The 16,520-nt window shown below is 70.3% G+C and carries 19 protein-coding genes; 5 read left to right on the top strand and 14 right to left on the bottom strand.

What is annotated here, in order from left to right:
- Positions 1–67: 67 nt before the first annotated feature.
- From ilvN to ACK99Q_RS15650, 11 genes are all read right to left on the bottom strand, one after another.
- Positions 68–598, bottom strand: coding sequence for an acetolactate synthase small subunit (gene ilvN, locus ACK99Q_RS15600; RefSeq protein WP_410187040.1), 531 nt, complete (start codon positions 596–598; stop codon positions 68–70).
- Positions 598–2,373: an acetolactate synthase large subunit gene (locus tag ACK99Q_RS15605; RefSeq protein WP_410187041.1), complete on the bottom strand. Its 1,776-nt coding sequence runs from the start codon at positions 2,371–2,373 to the stop codon at positions 598–600. The genes ilvN and ACK99Q_RS15605 overlap by 1 nt, the downstream gene beginning before the upstream one ends.
- Positions 2,374–2,630: 257 nt before the next feature.
- Positions 2,631–3,167 carry a GNAT family N-acetyltransferase gene (locus ACK99Q_RS15610; RefSeq protein ID WP_410187042.1) on the bottom strand — a complete coding sequence of 179 codons (537 nt, stop codon included), beginning with the start codon at positions 3,165–3,167 and terminating at the stop codon, positions 2,631–2,633.
- A gap of 141 nt (positions 3,168–3,308) precedes the next feature.
- Positions 3,309–4,736, bottom strand: a complete 1,428-nt coding sequence (locus ACK99Q_RS15615) for an SDR family NAD(P)-dependent oxidoreductase (RefSeq protein ID WP_410187043.1) — start codon at positions 4,734–4,736, stop codon at positions 3,309–3,311.
- A gap of 169 nt (positions 4,737–4,905) precedes the next feature.
- Entirely contained in the window at positions 4,906–6,600 is a 1,695-nt protein-coding gene (ilvD, locus tag ACK99Q_RS15620) for a dihydroxy-acid dehydratase (RefSeq protein WP_410187044.1), read from the bottom strand.
- A 41-nt stretch (positions 6,601–6,641) separates the two neighbouring features.
- A complete protein-coding gene (locus tag ACK99Q_RS15625; protein WP_410187045.1) occupies positions 6,642–7,325 on the bottom strand; it encodes a hypothetical protein in 684 nt (227 codons plus the stop codon).
- Positions 7,325–7,945 carry a SatD family protein gene (locus ACK99Q_RS15630; RefSeq protein WP_410187046.1) on the bottom strand — a complete coding sequence of 207 codons (621 nt, stop codon included), beginning with the start codon at positions 7,943–7,945 and terminating at the stop codon, positions 7,325–7,327. Before ACK99Q_RS15630 ends, ACK99Q_RS15625 begins: the two co-directional genes overlap by 1 nt.
- A gap of 46 nt (positions 7,946–7,991) precedes the next feature.
- Positions 7,992–9,029 (bottom strand): patatin-like phospholipase family protein, encoded by a 1,038-nt coding sequence (locus ACK99Q_RS15635; RefSeq protein WP_410187047.1) that lies wholly within the window; start codon positions 9,027–9,029, stop codon positions 7,992–7,994.
- A 183-nt stretch (positions 9,030–9,212) separates the two neighbouring features.
- On the bottom strand, positions 9,213–9,917 hold the full coding sequence (locus ACK99Q_RS15640; RefSeq protein ID WP_410187048.1) for a hypothetical protein: 705 nt from the start codon (positions 9,915–9,917) through the stop codon (positions 9,213–9,215).
- Positions 9,914–10,753: a hypothetical protein gene (locus ACK99Q_RS15645; protein ID WP_410187049.1), complete on the bottom strand. Its 840-nt coding sequence runs from the start codon at positions 10,751–10,753 to the stop codon at positions 9,914–9,916. The genes ACK99Q_RS15640 and ACK99Q_RS15645 overlap by 4 nt, the downstream gene beginning before the upstream one ends.
- Positions 10,754–10,797: 44 nt before the next feature.
- Positions 10,798–11,268, bottom strand: a complete 471-nt coding sequence (locus tag ACK99Q_RS15650; RefSeq protein ID WP_410187050.1) for a DUF6326 family protein — start codon at positions 11,266–11,268, stop codon at positions 10,798–10,800.
- A 159-nt stretch (positions 11,269–11,427) separates the two neighbouring features.
- Between ACK99Q_RS15650 and ACK99Q_RS15655 the strand changes: the two genes are divergently transcribed.
- The gene (locus ACK99Q_RS15655; RefSeq protein WP_410187051.1) at positions 11,428–12,567 is read left to right on the top strand and encodes a sensor histidine kinase; all 1,140 of its coding nucleotides are present in this window, start codon (positions 11,428–11,430) and stop codon (positions 12,565–12,567) included.
- On the top strand, positions 12,564–13,211 hold the full coding sequence (locus tag ACK99Q_RS15660) for a response regulator (protein ID WP_410187052.1): 648 nt from the start codon (positions 12,564–12,566) through the stop codon (positions 13,209–13,211). Before ACK99Q_RS15655 ends, ACK99Q_RS15660 begins: the two co-directional genes overlap by 4 nt.
- A gap of 16 nt (positions 13,212–13,227) precedes the next feature.
- On the opposite strand, the gene ACK99Q_RS15665 is transcribed toward ACK99Q_RS15660, so the two are convergent.
- The 3 genes from ACK99Q_RS15665 to ACK99Q_RS15675 all read right to left on the bottom strand — a co-directional run bounded on the left by ACK99Q_RS15665 (position 13,228) and on the right by ACK99Q_RS15675 (position 14,829).
- Positions 13,228–13,629 carry a Rid family detoxifying hydrolase gene (locus tag ACK99Q_RS15665; protein WP_410187053.1) on the bottom strand — a complete coding sequence of 134 codons (402 nt, stop codon included), beginning with the start codon at positions 13,627–13,629 and terminating at the stop codon, positions 13,228–13,230.
- Positions 13,630–13,683: 54 nt separating this feature from the next.
- A complete protein-coding gene (locus tag ACK99Q_RS15670) occupies positions 13,684–13,977 on the bottom strand; it encodes a hypothetical protein (protein ID WP_410187054.1) in 294 nt (97 codons plus the stop codon).
- A gap of 180 nt (positions 13,978–14,157) precedes the next feature.
- Positions 14,158–14,829, bottom strand: coding sequence for an NAD(P)-dependent oxidoreductase (locus tag ACK99Q_RS15675; RefSeq protein ID WP_410187055.1), 672 nt, complete (start codon positions 14,827–14,829; stop codon positions 14,158–14,160).
- A 6-nt stretch (positions 14,830–14,835) separates the two neighbouring features.
- Between ACK99Q_RS15675 and ACK99Q_RS15680 the strand changes: the two genes are divergently transcribed.
- The 3 genes from ACK99Q_RS15680 to ACK99Q_RS15690 all read left to right on the top strand — a co-directional run bounded on the left by ACK99Q_RS15680 (position 14,836) and on the right by ACK99Q_RS15690 (position 16,511).
- Positions 14,836–15,507, top strand: coding sequence for a hypothetical protein (locus ACK99Q_RS15680; protein ID WP_410187056.1), 672 nt, complete (start codon positions 14,836–14,838; stop codon positions 15,505–15,507).
- A gap of 132 nt (positions 15,508–15,639) precedes the next feature.
- Entirely contained in the window at positions 15,640–15,879 is a 240-nt protein-coding gene (locus ACK99Q_RS15685) for a hypothetical protein (protein WP_410187057.1), read from the top strand.
- Positions 15,880–15,926: 47 nt separating this feature from the next.
- Positions 15,927–16,511, top strand: coding sequence for a hypothetical protein (locus tag ACK99Q_RS15690; protein WP_410187058.1), 585 nt, complete (start codon positions 15,927–15,929; stop codon positions 16,509–16,511).
- Positions 16,512–16,520: the final 9 nt, after the last annotated feature.

Here is a 16,520-nt window from a genome sequence, read left to right on the forward strand (position 1 = left end):
CTCGGTTCTCCTTGGTTGGGGGTCGAAGGCGCAGGTGCGTGCGCCGGCGCGATGGGGTGCGGGTGGGTCAGCCGGCGGCGGTGCCGGGCACGGTACGCAGCGTGCGGTCGGTGATCGACCGCGAGCCGCGGCCGATCGCGACGCGTCCGGACTGCGCGATCTCGCGGATGCCGAAGGGCTCGAGCACGTTGAGCATGGCCGTGAGCTTGCCGGCGTCGCCGGTGGCCTCGATCGTGACCGAGTCCTGAGCGACGTCGACGACCTTGGCGCGGAACAGCTGGACGGTCTCGAGGACCTGGCCGCGGGTCTGCTGGTCCGTCTTGACCTTGATCAGCATGAGCTCGCGCTCGACGGCGCTGCCCGAGTCGAGCTCGACGATCTTGAGCACGTTGACCAGCTTGTTGAGCTGCTTCGTCACCTGCTCGAGCGGGAGCTCCTCGACGTTCACGACGATGGTCATGCGCGAGATCTCGGGGATCTCGGTGGGACCGACCGCGAGCGAGTCGATGTTGAAGCCGCGGCGCATGAACAGACTCGAGACGCGCGCGAGGACGCCGGGCGTGTTCTCGACCAGGACGCTCAGGGTGTGCTGGGGCATCAGAGGTCTTCCTCTTCCCATTCGGGGGCCAGATCGCGGGCGATCTTGATGTCGTCGTTGCTCGTGCCGGCGGCCACCATCGGCCAGACCATCGCGTCGCGCTCGACGACGAAGTCGATCACGACGGGTACGTCGTTGATGCTCATGGCCTTCGCGATGACCTCGTCGAGGTCGTCCTCGCTCTCGCAGCGCAGGCCGACGCAGCCGTAGGCCTCCGCGAGCTTCACGAAGTCGGGGATGCGACGGGCGCCGATGGTCTCGGGGCCGGTGTTGAGGTCGGTGTTGGAGTAGCGGCCCTCGTAGAACAGGGTCTGCCACTGGCGCACCATGCCCAGCGAGGAGTTGTTGATGACCGCGACCTTGATCGGGATGCCCTCGAGGGCGCAGGTGGCCAGCTCCTGGTTCGTCATCTGGAAGCAGCCGTCGCCGTCGATCGCCCACACGACGCGATCGGGATCGCCCACCTTGGCGCCCATCGCGGCGGGCACGCCGTAGCCCATCGTGCCGGCGCCGCCGGAGTTGAGCCACTGGCGCGGACGCTCGTACTGCACGAAGTGCGCGGCCCACATCTGGTGCTGGCCCACGCCCGAGGAGTAGATCGCCTCGGCACCGGCGGCGGCGTTGATCCGCTCGATCACGGTCTGCGGCGCGAGGCCGTCGTGCGGCTTCTCGTACGCGACCGGGAACTTCGCCTTCACGCCGAGGATGTACTGGCGCCACTGGTCGTAGTCGCCGGTCAGCTCGTCCTCGTCGGACTGCTTGCGCAGCGCGCGGATGAGATCGGCGATGACCTCGCGGGCGTCGCCCACGATCGGGACGTCGGCCACGCGGTTCTTGCTGATCTCGGCCGGATCGATGTCGGCGTGAATGACCTTCGCACCGGGCGCGAACGTGTCGAGGTTGCCGGTGACGCGGTCGTCGAAGCGGGCGCCCAGCGTGATGAGCAGGTCGGCCTTCTGCAGGCCGGCGACGGCCGCGACCGTGCCGTGCATGCCGGGCATGCCCAGGTGCAGCTCGTGCGAGTCGGGGAACGCGCCGCGAGCCATCAGCGTGGTGACGACCGGGATCTGCGTCAGCTCGGCGAGCATCGCCAGCTCGGCCGACGCGTCGGCCTTGATGACGCCGCCACCCACGTAGAGGATCGGCTTCTTGGCCTCGGCGATGAGGCGCGCGGCCTCGCGGACCTGCTTGTTGTGCGGACGCGTGGTGGGGCGGTAGCCCGGCAGCGCGAGCTCGTGCGGCCACTCGAAGGTGGTCATCGCCTGGAGGGCGTCCTTGGCGACGTCGACCAGGACCGGGCCCGGACGGCCGGTGGAGGCGATGTGGAAGGCCTCGGCGACGACGCGCGGGATCTCGGCCGGGTCGGTCACCAGGAAGCTGTGCTTCGTGATCGGCATCGTGATGCCGCGGATGTCGGCCTCCTGGAAGGCGTCGGAGCCGATGACGCTGCTGGCGACCTGGCCCGTGACGGCGACGATCGGCACCGAGTCGAGGTAGGCGTCTGCGATCGCGGTGACGAGGTTCGTGGCGCCCGGGCCGGAGGTGGCCATGCAGACGCCGACCTTGCCGGTGGCCATCGCGTAGCCCTGTGCGGCGTGGCCGGCGCCCTGCTCGTGGCGGACCAGCACGTGGCGGATCGAGGAGTCGAAGAGCGGGTCGTACGCCGGCAGGATCGCGCCGCCGGGGATCCCGAAGATGACCTCCACACCGGCCTGTTCCAGCGATCGGACGAGGCTCTGCGCCCCGGTCATCGGCTCCGGTGCCGTCTCGGTCATGGCCCCACTCTTCTCGTCTGCCGGCAGCCCCGTCGTGGCGGCCGGTGCTCGGTTCCCCATCGTATTCCCTGCTTCCTGTCGTCCATTCATCGCATGAAAAAACCCTCGGCCGTGAGGCGACGAGGGCGAGACGCGCGGCGAGGTGCCGTGCGTCAGTGGATTACAAGAAGCAGCGCGTGCATGGCTCCAGTGTGCGCCGGGAGGCGCGAGTGGTCAAGTTGTGAGACGAGTCGTCCAGCATGCGGACTCCGCAGCGGTCAGTGGAGGGTGTCGAGGGTCGACTCGTCGAGCGTCCTGTCGGCGAGGACGAGGCGGATGCCGCCCGGCACCTCGCGGTCGGGTCCGCGCCAGACGAGGCTCAGGCCGACGCGCTCGGCGGTCCGGCGCGAGGCCTCGTTGTGCTCGAGCAGGTAGGCGACGACCGGCTCGTCGGGAGCGATCCGCGCAACTGCGTCGACACCCGCACGGGCGACCTCGGTGGCGTAGCCGTGACCGTGGTGCTCGGCCGCGATCCGGTAGTAGAGGTTCCACGTGCCGCCCGGGCGACGCCGCACTCCCCCGATGCCGACGAGCTCGCCGCCGCGGCGGGCGATCCAGTAGCCGAGACCGTCGCGGTCCCAGTCGGCCGTGTACTCGGCGATCTGGTCGCGGGTCTGCTGCACGTCGGTGTGCACGCCGGACGGCAGGTGCCGCCAGACCCGCGGGTCCGCGTTCAGCGCGTGCAGCTCGTCGAGGTCGCCCTCGGACACCGCGGTCAGCTCGAGCCGCTCCGTGCTCAGCCTCGTGGGGTCCATCCGCTCAGCCCTCCCTGATCTCGATACGACGTCTCGCTGCGCTCGCCGTCACTCGATCGCCGGGCCTGCACCCGGCGGTCGAGTGCTCGCGAGGAACGAGCGAGTGTATCGAGACCACAGGCTGGCGAACGTGGAAGAGACTCACCAGGGAAACGGCTCGAAGTCCTTGAGGAAGACGCCGTGGAGGTCGACGCCGGCCTCGCCCTGGACGATCGGGTCGTAGACGCGGGCGGCTCCGTCGACGAGGTCGAGCGGCGCCTTGAAGCCCTGCTGCGCGAGTCGCTGCTTCGTCACGTGCGGGCGCTCGTCGGTGATCCAGCCGGTGTCGACGGCGGTCATGAGGATGCCGTCGGACTCGAACATCTCGCGGGCGCTCGTGCGGGTGAGCATGTTGAGGGCGGCCTTGGCCATGTTGGTGTGCGGGTGGCCCGGACCTTTGTAGCCGCGGGCGAACTGCCCCTCCATCGCCGAGACGTTGACGACGTACTTGCGGCGCGCGGCCGCGGCCGCCATGGCCGGACGCAGACGGCTGACGAGGATGAACGGCGCAACGCTGTTGCACAGCTGGACCTCGAGCAGCTCGAGCGCGTCGACCTGGCCGACGTGCTGGACCCAGCTGTTGGTGTCGACGAGGTCGGGCAGCAGGCCGCCGGCGTCGATGCGCTCGAGGTCGGCCGAGCCCGCCTCGAGGGCGAGCGCGGTGAGCTCGTCGGCGGTGACGGCGTCGCCCGCGAGCGCGGGGTGCGAGCTGACCGAGCCGACGAGCGAGGCCGGATGGGCGTCGCTGGTGTGGCCGAACGTGACGAGCTCGGGGACGAACCCCTCGGGCAGCGGCTGGAGCTCGGCGTCGGCGATGGCCTGGTAGGCGCCGGGCTGGCGCTTCACAGTCTGCGCCGCGTTGTTGATGAGGATGTCCAGCGGGCCGGCCGCGGCGACCTCGTCGGCCAGGCCGATCACCTGGGCGGGGTCGCGCAGGTCGATGCCGACGATCTTGAGCCGGTCGAGCCACTCGCCGCTGTCGGGCTGGGCGCTGAACCGGCGCACGGCGTCGCGCGGGAAGCGCGTGGTGATCGTGAGGTGCGCGCCGTCGCGGAGCAGCCGCAGCGCGATGTACATGCCGATCTTGGCGCGGCCGCCGGTGAGCAGGGCGCGGCGGCCGGTGAGGTCGGTGCGGGCGTCGCGCTTGGCGTGGCTGAGCGCGGCGCAGTCGGGGCACAGCTGGTGGTAGAACGCGTCCACCACCGTGTACTTCTCCTTGCAGATGTAGCAGCCGCGCGGGACCTGCAGCACGCCCGCGGAGGCGCCGCGCGCGTTCGAGACCAGCGCGATGCCGGCGGTCTCGTCGTCGATGCGGCGCGGCGATCCGGTGGCGGTGAGCGAGACGACCTCGCGGTCGGCGGCGTTCACCGCGTCGCGCTTGGCCTTGCGGCGCTGCTTCTTGACGTCCTTGTAGAACTTGCCGCAGGCGCGTCGCAGCGCGACGTAGGCCTCGTCCTCGTCACCGAGGTGCTGCGCCTCGCCCAGGACCTTGAGGGCGATCGCGAGCTCGTCGTCGGTGAAGTTCGGCACCGAGTGATTCTACGGTGCCGTTCCGCGGAGTCTCGACCTGACGTCGTCCTGTTCACGTGGTCTCGATACACCCGCTCGTTCCTCGCGGGCACTCGACCGCCGGGGTGGCCCGGCGATCGAGTGACGGCGAGCGGAGCGAGACGTCGTATCGAGATCCCGCCAGTGCCGGTCAGCCCGTGACGGCGCCGTGCGCGGCGGAGCTGACGAGCTTGCGGTACTTGGCCAGCACGCCGGAGGTGTACTTCGGCGGGTTGGGCTCCCAGCCCTGCTTGCGACGGGCGAGCTCGTCCTCGTCGATCTCGACGTCGAGCAGCTTGTTCGCGACGTCGAGGACGATCGGGTCACCGTCGCGCACGAACGCGATCGGGCCGCCGTCGACGGCCTCGGGGGCGACGTGGCCGACGCACAGGCCGGTGGTGCCGCCGGAGAAGCGACCGTCGGTGAGCAGCAGGACGTCCTTGCCCAGGCCCGCGCCCTTGATGGCGCCGGTGATGGCGAGCATCTCGCGCATGCCCGGGCCGCCCTTGGGACCCTCGTAGCGGATGACGACGACATCGCCGGCGACGACGGTGCCGTCCTCCAGCGCGTCCATCGCCGCACGCTCGCCGTCGAACACGCGAGCGGTGCCGCGGAAGACCGACTCGTCGAAGCCGGCGCTCTTGACGACCGCGCCCTCGGGGGCGAGCGAGCCGTGCAGGATCGTCAGGCCGCCCGTCTTGTGGATCGGCTGGTCGAGCGGGCGGATGACGTCGCCGTCGAGCCCGAGGTCGATGTGTGCGAGGTTCTCGGCCATCGTCTTGCCGGTGACGGTCATGACGTCACCGTGCATGAGGCCGGCGTCGAGCAGCGCCTTCATGATCACGGGGATGCCGCCGACCTTGTCGACGTCGTTCATGACGTAGCGGCCGAACGGCTTGAGGTCGCCCAGGTGGGGCACCTTGTCGCCGACACGGCTGAAGTCGTCGAGGGTGAGCGGGACGCCGGCCTCACGCGCGATCGCGAGCAGGTGCAGCACGGCGTTGGTGGAGCCGCCGAGCGCCATGACCACGGTGATGGCGTTCTCGAAGGCCTCGAGCGTCATGATGTCGCGGGCGGTGATGCCCTTGCGGAGCAGCTCGACGACGGCCTCGCCGGACTTCTTCGCGTAGTCGTCGCGGCGGCGGTCGGGGGCCGGCGGGGCGGCCGAGCCGGGCAGGCTCATGCCGAGCGCCTCGGCGGCGGAGGCCATCGTGTTGGCGGTGTACATGCCGCCGCAGGCGCCCTCGCCGGGGCAGATCGCGCGCTCGATGCGGTCGACCTCGTCACGGGTGATGAGGCCCTTCATGCACGCGCCGACGGCCTCGAAGGCGTCGATGATCGTGACGTCCTTGCCGTCAACGTTGCCCGGCAGGGTGGAGCCGGCGTAGAGGAAGACGCTCGACAGGTCGAGGCGCGCGGCGGCCATGAGCATGCCGGGCAGGCTCTTGTCGCAGCCGGCGAGCAGCACCGAGCCGTCGAGGCGCTCGGCCGACATGACGACCTCGACCGAGTCCGCGATGACCTCACGGCTGACGAGCGAGAAGTGCATGCCCTCGTGGCCCATGCTGATGCCGTCGGAGACGCTGATGGTGCCGAACTCGAGCGGGTAGCCGCCACCGGCGTGGACGCCCTCCTTGACGGCCTTCGCGAGGCGGTCGAGCGAGAGGTTGCATGGGGTGATCTCGTTCCAGCTGGACGCGACGCCGATCTGGGGCTTCACCCAGTCGTCGTCGCCCATGCCCACCGCACGGAGCATGCCGCGGGCGGCGGTCTTCTCCAGACCGTCGGTGACGTCGCGGCTGCGCGGCTTGATGTCGATCTCGGGCGTGTCGGGGGTCTCGGCCATACCGGCATCGTACGACCGGCTTTCGCGAGGACGACGCCCGGTCAGAACAGCGGCACGAGCACGAGGGCGAGGAACCAGCTGACGAAGCTGCCGACCAGGACGTACTCGGCGCGCGAGCCGTCGCCCTCGTCCTTGGAGATCTCGGGGAATCGCAGGATGCCCTTGGCGGCCAGGATCGCGGCCACTCCCCCGTAGTTGCCGCCGACGGCGAACCCGAACACGAGCACGCGCTCGAGGGGCCCGATGACGCGGCCGCCCTTGAGGCGTCGCTCCTCGGCGAGCAGACCGCGGCCGACGTGGTCGAGCACCTCGCGCACGACGGCGTTGGCGGGTCCGACGAGGGCGACGGCGGTGATCACGGCGAAGACGAGCTCGTCGAGGCTGACGCCGGCGAGCGCCGGGACGTCGAGGTCCTCGTACCAGTCGAGCATCGGGGGTCGGTCGCGCTCGATCGCGGGCGAGGCGATGAGGGCCAGCAGCGCGCCGACGCCCGAGACGATCATGCCGGGGACGCGCCACGACGGGACCGTGCGGGCGCTGGCCCACCAGAGGCCGACGACGGCGGGCAGCCAGCCGGCGCCCGGACCGTAGCCGAGACCGTAGGCGGTGAGGATGACGGTCGCGACCATCGCGACGACCTCGAGGACGACGATCCAGAGGCGGTCGACGTGGCGGAGGTACTCGGCGAGGCAGATCGCCAGCAGGACGAGGGCGAGCAGGGCCATCAGCGCACCAGCTCCAGTCCGTCGAGCACGGCGTGGGCGCCGCTGCGGCGCAGGGACTGCGAGACCGCCGACGGCGAGATGCCCTCGGCCTCAGCGAGCTCGCGCTGGGTGCGGCCTTGGAGGAGGCCGAGCGCGAGGCGTCGCTGGCGGCCGTCGAAGCCGCTGACCACGTGGTCGCGGACCATCAGGTAGGCGTTCACCGTTCCCCCTTCGTGCACCCAGCTGCGCAGGCCGGACTGGCGCCCTTCGCGCCCCTCCACCTGGCCGATCGCGTCGCGCGCGTTCCACCAGGCGGGTCCGTCCTGGGTGAGACCGTACTCGGACCGACCGACGACTTCGATCGTGCCGACGCCGATGCCGACGCGGGCGTCCATCTCGGGCGGGAGGGCGAGCCGCACGGCGAGCGCGGTGACCAGTGCGTCGCGCAGGCTCGCGTGGGCCGACTGGAACTCGTCGCCGATCGTCGGCGCGGGGGCCTGCAGCGACGGGACCAGCTGGGCCGCCGTCTCGAGCGCGGCGATCAGCGCCTCCTGCGCTCCCGCTCGGGACGCGGCAGTGCGCGAGGCGACGAGGTCGCCGATCAGCGCGACCACCTCTGAAGTCGACGGCTTCATTTCCATGGAATGAAGCATATGACTTTATTTCGAGAAAATGAAGTGCTTGGCTTCATTCGATCGGTTCGGGCCGCCACGCCGGCACCACCAGGTCGCTGGCCTCCATGGGCTCGGGCGCCGGAGGACCGGCGGGGTGCTTCTTCACCCATGCCGTCGCGGCACTGTGTCCCGCGTCGAACAGGCTCGCCCGCTGCTCGGGGGTGAGGTCGAAGTCGGTCCACCGCACGCCCTTGGGCTTGGCGAAGATGCTCCGGTCGATCGCGGCAGGGTCGCTGACGTGGCGCACCTGCGTGGAGTCGACGGTGGTGAAGATCAGGTTCGTCAGCAGCGACAGCGGGGACGTGACCGGCTTGGCCTTGGCGCGCTCCCCCGCCGGCGAGCTGAGCCGCACGCCGAGGGTGGGCCAGCGGCTGGGCTTCCCGTCGTGACGGTCGAAGAGCTCGATCGGATAGCTGCGCAGGAGGGAGCCGTCAGCGAGGGTGAGCGTGCCGTACCGCGACTTGAGGCGGACCGGCTCGAACAGGAACGGGATCGCCGCCGAGGCCCGCACCGCGCGGGCGACGGAGTACTCGTTCGGGTCGTGGCCGTGCGCGGGCAGGTCCCACGGCAGGAACATGGCGCGCTGGCGGGACAGGTCGCTGGCGGTGACGACGAGCCGGAACGACTGCCCTTGCGGCAGCGCGCTGCCGGGGTCGTCGAAGTAGAGGTCGCCGAAGGTGCGCACGCCGAGGTCGCCCAGGACGCCCCGCACCCACTGCTCCATGTGCCGGCCAGGGTGCGCGCCGAGGTGGAAGAGCACGCCCCACGCGTCAGCAGCGCGCGGCCACCAGCCGAGCATCGCGCCGCGCTTGCGACGGTCGAGGAACGCGCTGTAGTCGATCGTGCGCATGATCTCGTCGACCCGACTGAACGGCTCCCCCGCGTGCTGCATCGCCGCCATCACGGCTCCGACCATCGCACCAGCGGACGACCCGCCGATCCGCGCGAACGTGTAGCCGTTCTCGGCCAGCGCGGTCGCCGCCCCCACGAGGGCGATCCCCTTGACTCCCCCGCCCTCCAGGACGAGGTCGATCGCGCGCGTCTGCTCCACGGTTCGACTCTATGGGCTCGGCGCGACCACGGCCCGGCTCAAGCGTTCGGGCCCGGTGCGCCATGTGATGTTCTGACCGACCTGATGCGCGATGGCACCCGGTGAACAACGCACCGGACTGTGGTCACCCGGCGACTGCAACATGGCGCGCTCTGTGCCCTTCCGTCTCAACCGGAAACGACGTCACTGGCGGGTGGGCACGAGGCCGGTGCGGCCGTCCCAGGAGCCGTGCTCGGAGAGCGGCCGGAACCGGAAGGTCGCGAACTCGTGGTGGAAGTCGCGGCGCTCTCGCTCGCGCATGGCGTCAACGTGCCGCGTCGGGTCGGGCACCGGTGAATGTCCGTGCACCATCTCCACCATCTGGCGCGCGCTGTGCCAGATCGTGAAGGTCGAGATCGTCCGCGGCGGACGGAAGGCGGCGACGGCGAGCGTGACGCCCGGGTGGTCGCGCACGAGGCGCTCCACGGGCCGGCCGTGGTGGAGGAAGCGAGGGATCTCGGGGATGCGCATCCGGGCCAGCGTGACGGCCACGACCGGCTCGTCCTGATCCCACGAGCCGGCCCGGACGGGCAGTCCGGGGAGGGCGGCGAGGCTCGACCAACGGCGCAGGTACTCCAGTCGCACGTGCCAGCCTGCGCCGAGCGAGCGGCCCAGCCCGTCATCAGCCAGGAACCGCTCGAGAGCCGCCTCGTCCTGCCACTGCGCGAAGACCGCGAGCCTCCGCAGCTGAAGCCGATCGGGCGACACGACCGGCGCGCCCAGGCGCATGAGCGAGAGGCTCTCGAGGTGGTCGAGCCCGGGGACGGTGTCCGGCGTGGGCGGTCGCAGCAGAGCATTGGTCCCGGTCCGGCGCGGGACCTCGGCGAGGTGGAAGCTGTGGATCGTCACGACTCACGCTCGAGCCTGTAGTGCAGGCGCAGGGCCGAGACGCCCCACATCCGTAGCTCATGATCGGTGCGCAGCACCCCGTCCGGATCGACGAAGACGTGGAAGGTCTCGTGCAGCGGCACCCGTGCCGCGTGCTCACCCGATTCGCGGACGACCACGTACGCCCCGTCCTGTCCAAAGCGTCCGCGCGGCGACTCCAGGAGCAGCCCTCCGTCAGCCGTGACCGAGGGACGAAGGAACACCTGGAGGTTCCCCGACTCGAGCGGGAACGCCACGTGGACGCTCGGGCCCGCGGCGCCCGGGAGCGTCCGCGCCGAGTAGGCGCCGCTGAAGACCGTCCGACCGTTCGCACGCAGGGTGCGCGTCCACGCGGACGCGACGTGGAGGCCGTCGCGGTTCCGCACCGGCGTCACGTGGCTGTCCATGCCGTGCGCGACGTCGAGCGGCCGCATCGGCAGGGCGAGCTGCTCGACGCGACGGCCCCACAGGCGTGAGATCAGCTCGCCGCCCGGCCAGAACATCGGCGACCAGCCGGACCACACGTCCATCCGCCAGCGGGCGGTGTGCTCGTAGAAGTCGCGCACCAGCGGGTTCAGCTCGTCCGCCGCGAACCCGGGACCGTCCAGGACGGACATGGTCGGCAGCAGGCCGGCATCGGGGTCGGCCGCTCCCAGCACGCCTCCGTGCCGCGCCGCCTCCGCGCCGATCCAGTCCGTGCCGACGCGGGCCGAGGAGCTCACCGGCGCGTCCAACCACCGCTCCGCGCCGTGGAGGTCGACGCGACGACCGGTGAGTCGCCAGAAGCTCCTCGACCCGAGGTCCAAGACGTGAGGCACGGACCAGATTGTGCCGCATCCATCGGCGCCGTGACTCGCGCTTGCTACCGGGAGCGGACCGTTTCCTGCCTCGTGGTCGTGGCCACCGACGGCGCGACTCGAGGCCAGGTCCAGGCACTGCGCAGGATGAACGCGAGCACCATCAGCTCCAGCACGACACCGAGGCCGTAGAAGAGCAGCCAGGACTCCCCCGCCACGTTGAACGCCGTCACGGGAACGAAGAGCGAAGCCGCGACGAGGTTCGCGATGCGGTTCATCCGGGCCGGCAGTGCCGCCGACAGCACGACCATCAGGGACGGGATGGACATCAGGGCCAGCGCCGCGGTCGAGAAGGTCTGGGAGAGATCGAACTCGAAGACCCGGCCGTCGAGGATGTCCTCGACGACGCCCGGCGTGAAGAAGTTGAGGATGTCCACGTAGGCGTACAGGAACATGAGGCTGGTCCAGGCTGCGGCGAGCTTGAGGCGCACCGGGATCGGTTGGTCGTCGAGGGTGAGGGATTGACGTGTGCTCATCGTGGGCTCCGTTGTGGTGAGGTGGATGGAGTCCACGCTCGCCGGTCTCGGCCGCCTGCACATCGGTCCCGGGGCCGGAGCCGGTCCCGCCGATGGAATGGCCTGATTCTCGTTCTTTCGGCGGGTGTGCCGGCTCGCGCCGATCCCTAGGGTGGAGCCGTGTTCACTGTCCGGCGCTCCCTGTGGGACGAGCCGCGACCTGCCGACGCCCCGCCCGTCGGACGACTCGACTGGCTGCTGGCAGGCGTGTTCGCGACCGCGGCTCTGGTCGAGGGCGCGGTGCGGCCGGACGTGGCGTGGCGTCCCCTCGTGACGGTGCTGGGACTGGCACTCGTGCCGGCTCTCCTGTGGCGGCGGAGCCATCCCTTGGTGGCCGCCTCCGTCGGGTGGGGTGTCGCCGGGCTGCTCTCGGTCCTCCAGCTGACCGCCGACACCTCGGACCTTGGCCTCTACTCCATGCTCGCCGTGCTGGTCCTGCTCTACTCCCTCGTGCGGTGGGGCTCGGGACGCGAGATCGCCGCGGGGTCGGCGCTCGTGGCGGCCGTCGCCGTGCTCGGGATGATCGCTTCCTCCGCGGGCTTTGCCGACGTCTTCGGTGGGACCGTGCTCCTGCTGCTGGTCGTCGCCCTCGCGGCGGTGTTCCGCTACCGCGCGGACCTCTGGAATCGTCAGCAGCGGGAGATCCGCAACCAGGAGCGGGTGGCGCTCGCGCGCGAGCTGCACGACACGGTGGCTCACCACGTCTCGGCCATCGCGGTCCAGGCGCAGGCCGGTGGCGTGGTCGTCGGCTCCCAGCCCGAGAAGGCCGCCGAGGTCCTGGCCGCGATCGAGTCCGAGGCCTCGCGCACCCTCGCGGAGATGAGGTCCATGGTGCGCCTCCTGCGCGAGGAGGAGTCCGTCGACTACGCACCGCAGCGGGGCGTCGCGGACCTCCCTGCGCTGGCGCGCGTCGACACGACGCCCACTGTCGAGGTCTCGCTCAACGGCTCGCTCACCGAGCTGGCGCGCCCCGTGGACGCGGCGCTCTACCGGCTCGCTCAGGAGTCGCTGACCAATGCCGTGCGGCACGCCCGCGGCGCGACGCGAGTCGCGATCGACGTCCACCGCGAGGGCGACGCCGTCAGACTGCGTGTCAGCGACGACGGACGGACCGAGTCGGGGCTGCCGCCGGAGCCCGGATTCGGCCTGCTGGGGATGGCCGAGCGCGCCCAGCTCCTCGGCGGCTCGCTCACCGCAGGGCCGGGACCCGAGGGTGGCTGGGTGGTCGAGGCCGCGCTGCCCCTGAAGGCTCCGGCATGACCATCCGCGTGGTGGTGGCCGACGATCAGGACCTGGTCCGCACGGGGCTCGTGATGATCCTCGGCGCGCAGCCCGGCCTCGAGGTGGTGGGCGAGGCGGCGGACGGGCTCGCAGCGCTCGACCTGGCGAAGCGGCTGCGTCCCGACGTCCTCCTCGTCGACATCCGGATGCCCGGTCTGGACGGCGTCGAGGTCACGCGGCGTCTCGCCGGACCTGACGTGGCCGACCCGATGGCGGTCGTCGTGATCACCACGTTCGACCTCGACGAGTACGTCCTCGGCGCCCTCCGCGCTGGCGCCCGCGGATTCCTGCTCAAGGACGCCGGGCCGGACCTCCTCGTGCAGGCCATCAACGCGGCCGCGAACGGCGACGCGCTGATCGCGCCGAACGTCACCCGGCGGCTGCTGTCGAGGTTCGCCGACCAAGCGCCGGCGACTCCGGTCCAGCCCGTCGCGCCGCTCACCGAGCGCGAGGAGGAGGTGCTCGCGCTGGTCGCACGGGGACGGACCAACGCCGAGATCGCCGCCGAGCTCTTCGTCGGGCTGAGCACGGTCAAGTCCCACGTCGCCTCGCTGATGACCAAGCTCGGTGCGCGCAACCGCGTCGAGATCGCGATGTGGGCGTACGACACGCGGCGCGTCTGAGCCGCGTCTCAGGGTCTCACTCCGGCAGCAAGGCGACGGCCTCGATGGAGACGAGGAGTCCTCGCGGTAGCCGGACGTTCGCAGGTGCGGACCGCGCGGGCGGAGGGTCGGGCATGAACCGGGCGTAGACCTCGTTCAGCCTCGCGAAGTCGTCGACATCGGCGTAGAAGATCGTGGTCTTCACGAGGTCTGCCAGGGACGCACCCGCAGCCTCGAGGATCGCGGAGAGGTTGGTCAGCGCCTGCTCCGTCTGCGCCTCGATGCCCTCGACCACCTCCCCGGTCTCCGGATCGATGCCCGCCGTGCCGGAGCAGAAGACGAACCCACCCGCGACGATCGCCTGACTGTAGGGACCGAGCGCGGCCGGAGCCGCGTCCGTCTCGATCGCCACCCTGGCCGCTCCACCTTCGGGGCCCATGCAGCGAGCCTAAGCAGGGCCGGGACTCTTGAACAGTGTGCGGCTCTCCCGACTTCAGAGCAGGCCCCGCGTCCCGTCACGACGGCGCCGGACGCGAGCCTCCTGATCGAACGGGGGCCGACCTGATGAGATCCACACCGCCAGCACCGCCACACCAAGCACCAGCGGAAAGACGAAGAACTCGTAGACGACGAAACCCTCGCCGGCGATGCGGTCGCGCAGGAAGCTGATCCTCCAGTAGCCCAGCACGGACGTCGTCACGGCGAGTGCGAGGAACACCCATCGCGCACGGCTCACGAGGCACGCTCCAACCAGAGCGGACACGGCGGCGGCGAAGAAGACGACCATCGCGCCATGGTGCCTCGATGGTCCCACTCCGAACTCACGGAGAGCCACCCCGGCTGCGATCAACGCGAAGCACGCGATCGCCGTCGACAGGTTCACGTAACGACGCACCCGGGAGCCTTCCTTCATCTGCACCGATCCTCAGCATGACCACGCCAGCTCCCAGCCGCGCGCATGTCGACCTCAGAGGTGACCGATGAACGGCTTCTGCCGCACGAAGGTCGCGTTCTCCACGCACTCCAGCAGGAAGGCCGCGGTCTCGTCGCGAGTGATCGCGCTGAGCTGGAGTCCGGCCGGGATCTCGGTGAACACCTGCAGCTCACCATCGGGAGCGCTCTTCGCGAACGGGGCCGGCCTGACGATCGTCCAGTCGAGGCTCGTGCGCTCGATCAGCGCCTCCTGACGGTCCTTGTCGGCGTAGCGGTGGCGCGTGAAGAGCGGGAAGAGAACGCGGTTGTAGTACCAGCCGCCGTGCCCCTTGGAGTCGCCGGCGCCGATCCCCGTGACGGCGATCAGGCGCTTCACGCCGGTCGCCTCCATCGCCGCGACCAATGCCCTCGTCGAGTCGGAGAACAGCGTCGTCCGGCCGAGCGAGTCGATGCCCAGGCACAGGACGACGGCGTCGTGCCCCTCCAGACCGTGGCGAAGGAAGGTTTCGTCGGTCGGCGCGCCCACCGCGACTCGTACCTCTTCGGACGGGGGCACCCGGCCGACCTCGCGGGTCTGCGCCGTGACGGTGTGCCCCCGGGCGACTGCACGCGCCAGCAACCGCGAGCCGACGCCGCCTGACGCTCCCACCACGAACAGCCGCATCGCGCCCCGCAACCCCTCGATCTCGACACTTGGCACGTCCATCGAAACATGCCGCGGGTCCAAGCGGATGCCGTCCGGGAGCGGAACCGTCAAAGCCGCTCGCTCCGCGCTCGATCGTGTCAGACTCTCGGCGTGTCGACGACATCCGCGGACCCCGCGGCTTCCGTACCCCATCCGCCGGCGCGGCACCGCCGCAACAGGATCCTGGCGATCCTCGTGACGATCGTGCTGGTCGTGGCGGTCATGGTGGCGTGGCCCTGGTGGACGCATCCGAAGGCGTTCGGTGGACTGGGCGACGGTTACGAGAGCAATCCTCGGCCGCTGGAGGATTCAGCACTCTCGACCACGGTGGTCTTCCCGAAGATCAAGGGCGCTCCCGAGACCGTCACGATCAGGAGTCTCGACGCGGCATTCTCCGAGAACACCGCCAAGGCAGGTGCCACCTTCTGGATCTGCCACATGACTGCGGGCGAGGATCCCATCGGTGCCGTGTTCGACCCGGAGGCGACCTGCGCCGACATGGAGAAGTTCACCGCGCCGATGCGGTTCGAGCACGGCGTCAGGCCGGACAGCGACTATCTCTTCGTCACCATCACGCCGACTCGATCGGGCGTCGCGAAGCTCGAGTCCGTCGACATCGACTACTCGCGGTCGAAGCGTCATCTCTACCAGCGCGGAACCGAGACCATCGCTGCCGATCGCGTCGTCACGGTGCGCTGAGTCATGGACTCCTGGGCTGAACGGCGAGCGGGAGCGGCGCTAGCCTGCACCGTCGCGCAGATCGCAAGCTTTGCAGGGATCTTCGCGTTCCGTTGGAGTGACCTCGCGTGGGTCGTCATCTGGTCTGCTGTCGTGACCATCACCGTGGTCTGCATCTTTCGTGTTCGAGTCGTCCTGGCGAAGTGCTTGTACGCCCTGAGCCTGGCACCTGTCGGGGTGGTGCTCTGGGCTTGGATCCAGTACCTCAACGGGACGGCCACGGACTTCTTCGGGCTGTACTTCATCTACTCCGGGCTCCCCCTCATCTTCCTCTCCGTCGTCGGTCTGCTCAGCGCGCTCGCCGCGCCCGAGCCGTTCGACGCCTGGGGATGACCAGCGAAAGTGCCCCGCGGACCACTCCACCGTGGAACACTCTCCGGGTGTCAGTCATCGCCGAGGCCGAGTCGGCGCCAAGCTATCGTCCTGCGAGTCGCCGACGTCTCCGCCGGCTGCTGGCCGGCTTCCTCGCTGTCGTCGTGGTCGCCGCGGGAGTCGTGGCCGTGCACTGGTGGACGCACCCGACGGCGTTCCGTGATCTCGGCGCTTCGTACGGAACTCAGCCGTTGCCGGTGGCCGATGCTGCTCTCTCGACCACGGTGATCTACCCCCAGACCAGCGGCTCCCCGGAGACGATGACGATCGAGGGGCTCGACGCGACGTTCTCCACCAACACCGCCAAGGCGGGCGTCACGTTCTCGATCTGCCACATGGCTCCCGGCGAAGCGCCGATCGGTTCCTCGTTCGACCCGGGATCAAACTGCAGCGACATCGAGCCGTTCCGGGCGCCAGCACGCTTCGAGCACGGAGTGGACCCGAACAGTGACTACCTGTTCGTCACCCTCACGCCGACGCGAGCCGGCGTGGCGCGCCTCGAGTCGATCGACGTCGACTACCGACGTCCCGAGCACTTCCACCAGCGCGGGACCCAGAGAATCAAGGTCGGCGCGGAGGTCAACGCGCGCTGAGCCGCGCCC

Source organism: Aeromicrobium sp. MLTX1, assembly GCF_046452335.1.
Lineage (GTDB): Bacteria > Actinomycetota > Actinomycetes > Propionibacteriales > Nocardioidaceae > Aeromicrobium.

Excerpts from the sequence above, each read along its gene's own strand:
- ACK99Q_RS15670 (WP_410187054.1), bottom strand. The coding sequence starts at position 13,977 with ATGGTCGTCTTCTTCGCCGCCGCCGTGTCCGCTCTGGTTGGAGCGTGC.
- ACK99Q_RS15630 (WP_410187046.1), bottom strand. The coding sequence starts at position 7,945 with ATGGAAATGAAGCCGTCGACTTCAGAGGTGGTCGCGCTGATCGGCGAC.
- ACK99Q_RS15605 (WP_410187041.1), bottom strand. The coding sequence starts at position 2,373 with ATGACCGAGACGGCACCGGAGCCGATGACCGGGGCGCAGAGCCTCGTC.
- ilvN (WP_410187040.1), bottom strand. The coding sequence starts at position 598 with ATGCCCCAGCACACCCTGAGCGTCCTGGTCGAGAACACGCCCGGCGTC.
- ACK99Q_RS15680 (WP_410187056.1), top strand. The coding sequence starts at position 14,836 with ATGCCGCGGGTCCAAGCGGATGCCGTCCGGGAGCGGAACCGTCAAAGC.
- ACK99Q_RS15665 (WP_410187053.1), bottom strand. The coding sequence starts at position 13,629 with ATGGGCCCCGAAGGTGGAGCGGCCAGGGTGGCGATCGAGACGGACGCG.
- ACK99Q_RS15675 (WP_410187055.1), bottom strand. The coding sequence starts at position 14,829 with ATGGACGTGCCAAGTGTCGAGATCGAGGGGTTGCGGGGCGCGATGCGG.
- ACK99Q_RS15610 (WP_410187042.1), bottom strand. The coding sequence starts at position 3,167 with ATGGACCCCACGAGGCTGAGCACGGAGCGGCTCGAGCTGACCGCGGTG.
- ACK99Q_RS15660 (WP_410187052.1), top strand. The coding sequence starts at position 12,564 with ATGACCATCCGCGTGGTGGTGGCCGACGATCAGGACCTGGTCCGCACG.
- ACK99Q_RS15625 (WP_410187045.1), bottom strand. The coding sequence starts at position 7,325 with ATGGCCCTGCTCGCCCTCGTCCTGCTGGCGATCTGCCTCGCCGAGTAC.
- ACK99Q_RS15650 (WP_410187050.1), bottom strand. The coding sequence starts at position 11,268 with ATGAGCACACGTCAATCCCTCACCCTCGACGACCAACCGATCCCGGTG.
- ilvD (WP_410187044.1), bottom strand. The coding sequence starts at position 6,600 with ATGGCCGAGACCCCCGACACGCCCGAGATCGACATCAAGCCGCGCAGC.